The organism is Streptococcus sp. 3874 (assembly GCF_013276425.1).
In the GTDB taxonomy this organism is placed as follows: domain Bacteria; phylum Bacillota; class Bacilli; order Lactobacillales; family Streptococcaceae; genus Streptococcus; species Streptococcus pseudopneumoniae.
In genome coordinates this window covers 1-9114 of the sequence record NZ_VMLA01000026.1, presented here as the reverse complement: position 1 = coordinate 9114, position 9114 = coordinate 1, and the positions used below count along the sequence as shown (strand labels likewise).

Genomic DNA, 9114 nt, shown 5'->3' with positions numbered 1-9114 from the left:
TTTTTTGAACCTCCTTTCTATTGAAATTTTGACTAAAACATGAGAGGTCTTAGTCAAGATATATTATAACCCAAACGTATTTGGTTGTCAACATATTGTATAATAAAGGATTTAGTGTGCTTGAAAAGCACAACATATGGTGTTTTTTGATGTGGGATAAAATTGAAAAACAATTAAAAATAAAAGGCTGGTCGATGTATCGTTTAGCTAAGGAATCGGGTGTCCATCCATCTAATTTTTCAAATCTGAAGGCTGGTAGGATGAAAGAGATGTCGTGGACGAATATGTGCAAAATCGCTGATGCACTGGAAGTCAGCTTAGACGAATTAAGATAAGGGGGTGAGTGCGTGCAAAAAATTAGCTTAAAAATGGCGAGAATAAAAACAGGAATGACTCAAGAGGAAATCGCTAAAAAATTAGGAATCTCTAGAAATACATACATGGATTATGAAAGATATGATACACCTATGAGAATAACTACAGCTATAGATTTCTGTCGTATAGTTGATATTCCACTGGATGAAATTTTTTTCGAGAAAAACTACACTTCAAGTGTATAGTTTCTGGGGATTTTTATAAATAGGAGGTGATTTAGTTGAATGGTGATACAAAAAGACGACATCGAAGATTTCCTTGACTTCATAAAAATACCAGTTGTTTTGATTAAAGACAAAGCGTTTTCAGAATTAAGTATGGAAGCAAAAGTTTTGTATTCAATTATGAAAGATAGGCTTAAATTGTCTTTGAAGAATAACTGGATTGATGAAAAAGGAGCATATATTCATTTATCGATTGAAGAGCTACAAAAAGATTATTTTGTTCAGTTATCAAAACCTACAATCATCAAGAGAAAAAAGGAATTAGTTGATTTTGGCTTGATTGAATTAAAAAAGCAATTTAACAAAAGCGACAAGATTTATGTAAATAGGTTATCTAGTTACATAAGTAAAAATTCTTTACCTACGGAAGTAAAAAACTTTGACCACATAAGTAAAAATTCTTTACCTACGGAAGTAAAAAACTTTGATTCTAATCAGAGTTACATTAATCAGAGTTACATAAACAGAATTACTGAACCAGATGGTGCTGGTGCTAATAATCTATATAGTATAGAGGACGCACCCGAAAATGACTTGGGGATTGTTCACGATTGGATTTTTTCAGAGTTTGGCAGATACCCAACACCGTTTGAGATTGAGGATTTGAAATACTTCTTGCAAGACCATAGTAAAGAGGTTATCAAGTTAGCAATCAAGGAATGTGTGGGCAATGGTAAACCTTACTTTAAGTATCTTGAGAGTATTTTGAGAGACTGGAAACAGAAAGGTCTAGTGACTGCTGAGTTGGTAGAGAATAGACAGAGACCGAAGCGGTCAAGTGGGAAGCCAAGCAGTGAGTTAAGATTGTCAGACGACGGTTACAACCCACGACTGGGATTCTAGGAGGGTGCTATGCGAGCAGTATCAAGAGATGAATTGCAGGGTAGATTTTTACAGATTGAAACCTTGAATACCCAATGCCCCAAGCATGAGGGAGTCTATATGTGGCGCTCAGTCAACCCTTGCACGCAGAATGTGCTGACTTATTGCCCTGAATGCGGACAGGAGAAAATCCACAGTCAAGCAGGAGAGCAACTGGCGCAAGCTGAGGCTCAAATTAGAAATACAAGGTCTTACTCTTTGTTTGCTAAGGAGAGTATTATTCCGCCTGATTTGAAGAATGCGACTATCGGCAGCTTTGAGATTCACACAGACCAAGATGCTGAGGCGGTCAATTTCGCTAAACGTGTGACGGTTGACTATGTGAAAGAGCGATATGAAGGGAATACGATTATCAGTGGTCCGCCTGGAGTTGGGAAGAGCCATCTAGCAATTGGAATTGCTAAGACACTGAACGAGAGTTTCCAGAAGTTCCAGTTGAAGCGCTCGGTGGTCTATATTCCCTCCATGGAACTATTCTCACGGATGAAAGACGCTTTTAGATACAAGGATTCCAAGTGGGAAGAAAGACGGACTATCCAGTTCTTGCAGAAAGTGGACTACTTGATTTTGGACGATCTTGGCAAAGAGTCAAGTGTAGGCGATGAAATCAAGCAGGGGAACAACTGGATGCAAAAAGTCCTGTATCAGATACTTGAAAACAGGACGAACACGATTATTACAACCAACTACGGGGGCAATCACTTGGAGAAACTTTACGAGAAAAGCCTCGTAGATAGAATAACGAAAGGAAACATGAAGACCAATGCGTTCAAATTTAGCAATGACACAGAGTCTAGACGCACCTTGTCAGCAAGTGACTATTAAAGAGCGTCAGCAGATTATTGAACAGTTTGAAGAAAAACATTACGGATTGTCTAGCTTGCTGAAAGAGCGGTTGTTGATTACAAGCGACTACCAATTTACAAGAAAGATGAACGAACTACGAGCCTTTGCCAGAAATGGCGGGATTTATACGAGTTAGGAGGTGAGGAAATGAGACCAAGACGATATCCGTATAGTGGGAAAAGAAAAAAGCCTATCAATTTTCAGATAGACTTAGAAAAATTTAAGCGTCTTAGCTATGAAGCCATTCATGATACTTCTCAAGTAACTCAATAGGAGGAAGGAATAAAATGATTCACCATTATATAACTCACTATGCCAGCAATGGGAAAGATTACGCCGAAGCATGGATTCAAATTGATTTTTTGGGAATGTGCTTTTGTGTATGGAAAAAGCGTACAACCATTGAACGATTGTACGCAAACGAAGATTAGACTTTTTCCAACCGTTGCCTTTAGCAGATGTCGGAGGGAGCCGATCACCTTTTCCGATAGTTGCGGTATGACCATTAGTAACTTTTCCGCCACGAGGTCCTACCTCTACATAGCGACCAGGTTTCTGATTATCTGTTCCAGGTTTTATTGGAGTATTTGCCATACTATCTCCTCCTTTCTATTGGAATTTTGACTAAAACGGTGAGAGGTCCTAGTCAAGAGTATTATAGCAATTTAGGAGGATATTACATCAGTCTTGAGGCTGATATAGGAGGTTGAATGGAAGATAAAATTATCGAACTTGCTGATTACTTCATCAGCGAGAACACAACGTACAGAGAAGCTAAAATAGCGTGTGAGAAGCTATTGAAACAAGTCAGCCATGAGATAGAACTCAGGGCGATGGAAAGTAGGACAGTATGAAAGAAGCAGTAAAGGAATTTCTAAAATTCAGGAGCCGATTTACAAAAATAGAATGGTTTGAAATTAACCAAGCTATCGAAGCTCGTTTAAATCAAAAAGCCGACCAGTTGAAACTGGACGACTTAGATTTAGAAATCATTTCTAGCAGACTAGAAAAAGTTATCTAGAAACGATTTGAATGAACATTGGATGGATACGATAGTCAGCGCCACGATAGTGAATGTAGATATAATCCTGATGGTACATCGAGTTTGCTTCAGGTTTAGAAATTGGTGAGTAGAGTTCTGCATTTTCTTCCCACCAAATGTAAGGACTAGCCATATTTGGTCCCATTACACAATCGTCGTCGGCTGATAGGTTCACCCAATTTCCGCAAAGACATGCGTGAATTTCAGTCATAATATTACCTCCTTTCTGGTTTCATTATAGCAGAAAAGGAGATAGCAAAAAAGCACCTGACGGCAATCAGGCGCATGACAAAATTATTCAAGAAAATTATACCACGAAAGGAGCAAAAATGGAAACAGTTCAAATCGTGAGAATTAAAGACGTGATCATCGAGAAGATTTCTGCAAACGATGAAGAACTAGAGCACATCTTTGGATGTTCAAAACGACAAGCGGGAGATATGAGGCGAGAGATGAAAAAATTACCTAGTCAACAAAAATACCTTAGAAACGATGGTCAGCTTGTCACAATCAAAGGTTTTGATGCTTATCTGCAATATCGAGGCAGTCAATCATGGAAGAAAGAAATGTCTAAAACCGTTAAGATGACACGATAGCAGAATAATAACTACTAACTTTACAACAAACTACTACTAATCTAAATAAAAGAAAGGGATAACTGAGTTATCCACAGGAGAAAAACAATGATTAACAAAGACCAAATTATCAAAGCGCAACAGGAAAAAATTGAACGCATTGAACAGTTACAAAAAAAGCTACATAAATTATCTACGCTTGGATTGCTAACTACAAAACTTTTGGGGCTACCTAATGAGTTAGAAAAGCCGTTGAAAGTAACCCACGACATCTCACATGTCATCAAGGATGTATTGGATGGCATGAGCCCAAGTGAGGCGATTAAGCAGAATATGGCAGAAGAAGATGATGAAGAGGAAGAATAATGTTTGAACCACCATTAGTTAGCCAGCTTTTAGGAACTGGTGCAGTGATTTTAGGATTTATCGGTGCAGGGCTTCTAGCTCATCAGATGGATAAGCAGGAAGAGGAGAAAATCCGCCAGAAGGAAGAAGAAAGACGAGAAGAGCAAGAATTTGCGTCTATGATTATCCAAGGTTACAACCAAGCATACGAACGTGGTAGAGAGGCACAGCGACAAGAAATCCGCAAGAATATCCGCAGAGAGTTCAAAGGCTTCACCTACGACAACGAACCGCCTCAAGGATTGCGCCCTGAGCCTCTAGCCTTGCCAGAACCACGAAGAGCACGCCATGCAAAGTATTTGGGATAGAGCAAAGGAGACGCTAATGACTAGAATTGAACTTGAAAACCGTGTATGGCTTTTGGCCAATCATGAAGAAAAAAACGAATTGCTGGATCTTGGGCTAACATCAAAGGCTAGATATGTGAAACGAGTGCTGGAACTTGGAAAGGTGTATGCTCATGTTTGATTACGACAGAGATATAATGCAACCGCCTGAAGAACGTGAGGAACTTGACCCAAGCCAGTACATCTATGTTGGCTGTGGGCAGTATCGATACGTGGGGGATGAAGTATGATTCAGGAGCTACACGAAGAAATCGATAATTGGCGAGCTGAATATATTCATCTTGGCCGAGAGCTCGGGGAAATCATCAACGAGCAACAAAATATTATTTTGAAATTGCAAAACGAAAATAGACACTTAAAACGTGAAAATTGGAATTTGAAGAAGACGAAAGGAAGAAGATGAGCTTTTAGAAGGCTCTAAAATCGCCTGTATGCGATTTTAAGAAGCAGGTATATAAATTATCGAACGAAGAATAAAAAACGGAAATAGACCCCAAATATGAATAATGAGGGACATAGGAGAGAAACGATGGCAACACTTTACGAATTGACAGGACAATTTCTTGATGTTTACAACTTGGAGTTGGACGAAGAAACAAAACTAGACACCTTGGATTCCATTGATTGGGAAATTGAGTATGAAACCAAGGTAGAAAACTATATCAAGGTCATGAAGAACCTTGAAGCGGACGTTGAGGCTCGTAAGAATGAAATTAAGCGCTTGATGGAGCTAAACAAGGCAGACGAGAAGAAGAAAGAACACTTGAAAGATACACTTTCAGCAAGCATGAGCCTGACAGGTCATGAACGTGTTGATACACCACTTTTCAAGGTATCATTTAGAAAATCTCAAGCCGTGGAGGTAGACGAAGCAGTCTTGCCAGAATATTACAAGGTAGCAACTTGGAAAGCGGATAAGAAACGCTTGAAAGAGGACTTGAAGAAGGGACTTGAAATCATTGGTGCAAGTTTGGTTGAGCATAAAAACTTGAGTATCAGATAGGAGTTAGGATATGACAAAATTAGCTTTTTCAGAATTGCAAAAGAGAATGCAACTAGAAAAAAAGAAAAAACAAGGTGTAAATTACGCTTTCCGAAATGCTGAGGATATTTATACAAAATTTAAAGAAATCAATACCGACTGGGAATTGACTGTATCAGACGATTTGTTTGGTGTAGGGGAACGTATTTTTGTAAAATCAACCGCTATTGTATCAAACGGAGATAAACAATTTCAGTCAGTTGGTTTTGCGGAATTGGATAAGGTTCCTGTGTTTAAAACAGGAAACCAGCAAATGCAAGTACCACAATGGACAGGAGCGGTTAGTTCTTATGCTCGCAAATATGCACTACAGGGGTTGTTTGGAATCGGAGAGAAAGATGTTGACGAATATCCAAGTGATATGAACGAAGCTGAAAATCAACAAGCTAAAAAAGCTAATGACCCAGTTATCTCAGTTGAAAAAGCAAACTACTATCTGAAAGAAATTGCTGCTATTTCTGTTGAAAAAGGCAAAGAGGATGGCTCTATCGTTAAATGGTTCTTGAACCATCTTGGAGTGGTCGATTATAAGATGATTAAGCAGTCGCAGATTGAAGATGCGGATATGTTACTTGCTAAATTGAAAGGAAACTAGAAAATGATAAATAATGTCGTATTAGTTGGTCGTTTGACCAAAGACGCAGAATTACGCTACACACAATCAAATGTGGCAGTCGCTACGTTTACTCTTGCAGTAAATCGCACATTTAAAAGCGAGAATGGAGAGCGTGAAGCTGATTTTATCAATTGCGTTATGTGGCGCAAGCAGGCTGAAAATCTTGCTAACTGGGCTAAGAAAGGCGCTTTGATTGGAATCACTGGACGCATTCAGACTCGGACTTATGATAACCAACAAGGACAACGTGTCTATGTGACAGAAGTGGTTGCTGAGAATTTCCAGCTGATGGAATTTAAGAAAGATGGTAGTCAACCAGTAGTTGATAACCACGACCAGCAAGCACCTAATTTTGCGAGAAATTCAAATCCGATGGATATTTCGGATGATGATTTGCCATTTTAAATAGGTGTTTTGATGAACAGACTAAAAGAATTAAAACAAGCAAAAAAGCTATCTCAAAAGGAAATAGCAAAAGAAATGAGCATATCAGAAAAGACTCTATCGCGCTGGGAAAACGGAGAAAGCCAAATTAAACCAGAAAAAGCCCAGCAACTTGCTAAATACCTCGGGGTAAACGTTGGATATCTGTTGGGGTATGAAAGCAACCCATTGGAACGACTGAAAAGCTTAGTTGATGAATTAAAGGAGCACAAGGACTTGTTAGGAGTTCTGGATTGGTACACAGCTTTTGATTTAGCTAATGACATTCTTGCAATAGCAAGCGTGGAAAAAGCTAGATGGCTAGGGAGGTTGAATGCAGGAGAGATTGATTCTTAAATTTGAGTTGAACAGGAAGCAGATGATTAACTCAAATGATAGACCGCACTTTCATCAAAAGGCTAAAACAACTAAGTTCTTACGGCAGTTAGCCGAATACGAGGGCAAGAATGTACTGAGAGATTACTTTGGCTTACCTTACAGCGAGGACAAACCTTGCAAGGTTAAGGTTCGGATATATCCTCCGACAAATCGGAAGTATGACCCACCGAACTGGTCGCCCACAAGCAAGGCTTTGTTTGATGGTTTGACGGACGCTAAGATTTGGACAGATGATAATTACAACGTGATAGTATCGACTGAGTTCATGCACGGTGGCAAGTCCGGAAATAAGAATTATAGGATTGAGCTGGAGATTTACGAATATCACGAGATATTGCAGAGGATAGTTGATGGGATTTGATAGGAGGATAGAAATATGATTGGAGTAACCTATCAGGAAATTCATCTCTTTGTTGAGTTTTTGAAAAAGCAGTATGGGCAAGGGCGTCCAGACTATATTGAAGCCCTGAACGACTTAGACGGTATGGCGGAAGTCTCCTATAGAGAAGCTATTGAAAGATTTTTAGACGATGAATTACGATAAACAGGTAGTAATCGAAGGACTGAAACGTACAATTGAGCAAAATGAAGAGAAGATAATCGAGTATTCGAAACCGTGCGATGCACGCAAGAGACGGATTAGAGCGCTGGAGCGCGATTTGTTGAAGAAAAAGAATAAAGAATTGAGACGGAAAGTGGAGGAGTTGGAAGATGAAATATAAAGTGACAGAATACCATTCAGATTTTCAAGAAGAACAGACTGGCACTTGCGAATTGTGTTTTGGTACAGCGTGGGTTGAAAATGGTTCAATAACGGTTGAAGATGAAAATGGAACTGAAACAGAAATTTATTTAACTGTTTGGGATTGGGGCGATTACGACACAATCTACATTGATAATGTGGTTAATTTCTCAGCTTGGTTGCAAGAAAGGGAAGTTGACCAAATCGTTGAAGAAACCGAACGTTGGTCGTGGTTGCATGAATTGGTAGAAAAATATAATGAGGAGTTGGAGTGATGAGCCTTACGCTAAATAGCACAATTGGAGACTTAGTTTTGGCAATCGGAGAAGTTATCGTGGGTTCTGATGGTAAAACCACTACAGCGATACTGGAGATACCTAATCAAAGCTTTTACTTAGAGATTGAGCTTAAATTGAAGGAGGAGGTCATAGATTGAAACGTTTTATCGCAATTTGGATTCTGCTATCTGCTGGACTAAACATCTGGCAGAGTATCCACATAAAAAAACTAGAAGAAAAGCGCCCGATGGTTATTTACAAGGCAGATAACGCAGGCGCTGAGATTTTTGGTAAGGTCGTCGAGAAGGGGCGGCACGGCAAGTTATACACGCTTACTATTCGTGACTACGGCATTTTCGTAGTTACTAAGGACGTGTATGAGAAGATTAGAGTAGGGGATGAGGTACTACTATGAACACACTAGAAAAAGTCAAACAATGGTTTATTGACCGTGATTTAGAAAACGGTGGACGACTAGACAAGCAGTCATTAAAACTTAGCGAAGAGTTCGGTGAGTTGTGCGCAGGCTATCTCAAGAAGAATGAGAAGCTGACCAAGGATAGCATTGGAGATTGCGCAGTCGTGATTGTCGGTCTGGGATTGTTGAGCAAAGTGGATTTGGATAGTATTTTTGAAGAGTCGAAGAATGTTAGAAAGAACGATATTATGACATCATTCGCGTACGCAAATACATGTATTAGCAACATTCAAACAGAACAACATCTGAAACTTATGACCTTACGTATAAAATCATTGACTCTATTGATTGGTCATCTAAAATCAATCAGCAAGTCGCTAGGTTATGATTTTGAAGAGTGTTTTGAACTGGCATACCAAGAAATCAAAGATCGCAAGGGTCGTTGGATTGATGGCAGCTTTGTGAAGGAGGAGGATTTGGCATGATACCAAAATTTAGAG

Annotated in this window: 23 protein-coding genes and 1 pseudogene; 22 read left to right on the top strand and 2 right to left on the bottom strand. The window is 39.3% G+C overall.

Annotated features, from left to right (window positions below):
- Positions 1-149: 149 nt before the first annotated feature.
- Genes HT703_RS02855 through HT703_RS02835 form a run of 5 tightly spaced genes read left to right on the top strand, consistent with a single transcriptional unit; the run spans position 150 to position 2463 of the window.
- The gene (locus HT703_RS02855) at positions 150-335 is read left to right on the top strand and encodes a helix-turn-helix transcriptional regulator (RefSeq protein WP_000263488.1); all 186 of its coding nucleotides are present in this window, start codon (positions 150-152) and stop codon (positions 333-335) included.
- A 12-nt stretch (positions 336-347) separates the two neighbouring features.
- Complete coding sequence (locus HT703_RS02850; protein WP_001169630.1) at positions 348-560, top strand: helix-turn-helix transcriptional regulator; 213 nt, start codon at positions 348-350, stop codon at positions 558-560.
- 39 nt (positions 561-599) lie between these two features.
- Positions 600-1442, top strand: coding sequence for a replication initiator protein A (locus HT703_RS02845; RefSeq protein ID WP_000236631.1), 843 nt, complete (start codon positions 600-602; stop codon positions 1440-1442).
- A 9-nt stretch (positions 1443-1451) separates the two neighbouring features.
- Entirely contained in the window at positions 1452-2306 is an 855-nt protein-coding gene (locus tag HT703_RS02840; protein WP_001203053.1) for an ATP-binding protein, read from the top strand.
- The gene (locus HT703_RS02835; RefSeq protein WP_000152772.1) at positions 2296-2463 is read left to right on the top strand and encodes a hypothetical protein; all 168 of its coding nucleotides are present in this window, start codon (positions 2296-2298) and stop codon (positions 2461-2463) included. Before HT703_RS02840 ends, HT703_RS02835 begins: the two co-directional genes overlap by 11 nt.
- A 296-nt stretch (positions 2464-2759) precedes the next feature.
- Here the strand turns inward: HT703_RS02835 and HT703_RS02830 are convergent.
- A pseudogene (locus HT703_RS02830) lies at positions 2760-2921 on the bottom strand (YjzC family protein); the annotation flags it as partial.
- Positions 2922-3037: 116 nt separating this feature from the next.
- On the opposite strand from HT703_RS02830, the gene HT703_RS02825 reads away from it, so the two are divergent.
- Positions 3038-3181, top strand: a complete 144-nt coding sequence (locus tag HT703_RS02825) for a hypothetical protein (protein WP_023934258.1) — start codon at positions 3038-3040, stop codon at positions 3179-3181.
- Positions 3178-3348: a hypothetical protein gene (locus HT703_RS02820; RefSeq protein ID WP_000656630.1), complete on the top strand. Its 171-nt coding sequence runs from the start codon at positions 3178-3180 to the stop codon at positions 3346-3348. Before HT703_RS02825 ends, HT703_RS02820 begins: the two co-directional genes overlap by 4 nt.
- On the opposite strand, the gene HT703_RS02815 is transcribed toward HT703_RS02820, so the two are convergent.
- Entirely contained in the window at positions 3341-3502 is a 162-nt protein-coding gene (locus tag HT703_RS02815; protein WP_237701456.1) for a hypothetical protein, read from the bottom strand. The two genes, HT703_RS02820 and HT703_RS02815, sit on opposite strands and share 8 nt — an antisense overlap.
- A 196-nt stretch (positions 3503-3698) precedes the next feature.
- Between HT703_RS02815 and HT703_RS02810 the strand changes: the two genes are divergently transcribed.
- The 15 genes from HT703_RS02810 to HT703_RS02740 all read left to right on the top strand — a co-directional run bounded on the left by HT703_RS02810 (position 3699) and on the right by HT703_RS02740 (position 9099).
- A complete protein-coding gene (locus tag HT703_RS02810) occupies positions 3699-3965 on the top strand; it encodes a hypothetical protein (RefSeq protein WP_000450963.1) in 267 nt (88 codons plus the stop codon).
- Between the two features lie 87 nt (positions 3966-4052).
- Complete coding sequence (locus tag HT703_RS02805) at positions 4053-4310, top strand: hypothetical protein (protein WP_000608473.1); 258 nt, start codon at positions 4053-4055, stop codon at positions 4308-4310.
- Complete coding sequence (locus tag HT703_RS02800) at positions 4310-4657, top strand: hypothetical protein (protein ID WP_023934259.1); 348 nt, start codon at positions 4310-4312, stop codon at positions 4655-4657. The genes HT703_RS02805 and HT703_RS02800 overlap by 1 nt, the downstream gene beginning before the upstream one ends.
- A 16-nt stretch (positions 4658-4673) precedes the next feature.
- Positions 4674-4817 carry a hypothetical protein gene (locus HT703_RS02795; protein WP_000196747.1) on the top strand — a complete coding sequence of 48 codons (144 nt, stop codon included), beginning with the start codon at positions 4674-4676 and terminating at the stop codon, positions 4815-4817.
- A gap of 105 nt (positions 4818-4922) precedes the next feature.
- The gene (locus tag HT703_RS02790; protein ID WP_023934261.1) at positions 4923-5099 is read left to right on the top strand and encodes a hypothetical protein; all 177 of its coding nucleotides are present in this window, start codon (positions 4923-4925) and stop codon (positions 5097-5099) included.
- Positions 5100-5225: 126 nt separating this feature from the next.
- The gene (locus HT703_RS02785) at positions 5226-5699 is read left to right on the top strand and encodes a siphovirus Gp157 family protein (protein ID WP_000224405.1); all 474 of its coding nucleotides are present in this window, start codon (positions 5226-5228) and stop codon (positions 5697-5699) included.
- 10 nt (positions 5700-5709) lie between these two features.
- The gene (locus HT703_RS02780; RefSeq protein WP_000163474.1) at positions 5710-6333 is read left to right on the top strand and encodes an ERF family protein; all 624 of its coding nucleotides are present in this window, start codon (positions 5710-5712) and stop codon (positions 6331-6333) included.
- 3 nt (positions 6334-6336) lie between these two features.
- Entirely contained in the window at positions 6337-6759 is a 423-nt protein-coding gene (gene ssb / locus HT703_RS02775) for a single-stranded DNA-binding protein (RefSeq protein WP_000609572.1), read from the top strand.
- 12 nt (positions 6760-6771) lie between these two features.
- Positions 6772-7134: a helix-turn-helix transcriptional regulator gene (locus HT703_RS02770; RefSeq protein ID WP_023934262.1), complete on the top strand. Its 363-nt coding sequence runs from the start codon at positions 6772-6774 to the stop codon at positions 7132-7134.
- Positions 7112-7537: a hypothetical protein gene (locus HT703_RS02765; protein ID WP_001158043.1), complete on the top strand. Its 426-nt coding sequence runs from the start codon at positions 7112-7114 to the stop codon at positions 7535-7537. The genes HT703_RS02770 and HT703_RS02765 overlap by 23 nt, the downstream gene beginning before the upstream one ends.
- A 15-nt stretch (positions 7538-7552) precedes the next feature.
- Positions 7553-7720 carry a hypothetical protein gene (locus HT703_RS02760; protein ID WP_138702294.1) on the top strand — a complete coding sequence of 56 codons (168 nt, stop codon included), beginning with the start codon at positions 7553-7555 and terminating at the stop codon, positions 7718-7720.
- On the top strand, positions 7707-7898 hold the full coding sequence (locus HT703_RS02755) for a hypothetical protein (RefSeq protein WP_166727857.1): 192 nt from the start codon (positions 7707-7709) through the stop codon (positions 7896-7898). The genes HT703_RS02760 and HT703_RS02755 overlap by 14 nt, the downstream gene beginning before the upstream one ends.
- A complete protein-coding gene (locus HT703_RS02750) occupies positions 7888-8193 on the top strand; it encodes a hypothetical protein (RefSeq protein WP_166727856.1) in 306 nt (101 codons plus the stop codon). The genes HT703_RS02755 and HT703_RS02750 overlap by 11 nt, the downstream gene beginning before the upstream one ends.
- A gap of 157 nt (positions 8194-8350) precedes the next feature.
- Positions 8351-8611, top strand: a complete 261-nt coding sequence (locus HT703_RS02745; protein WP_172925318.1) for a DUF1372 family protein — start codon at positions 8351-8353, stop codon at positions 8609-8611.
- A complete protein-coding gene (locus tag HT703_RS02740; RefSeq protein WP_001093849.1) occupies positions 8608-9099 on the top strand; it encodes a MazG-like family protein in 492 nt (163 codons plus the stop codon). Before HT703_RS02745 ends, HT703_RS02740 begins: the two co-directional genes overlap by 4 nt.
- Positions 9100-9114: the final 15 nt, after the last annotated feature.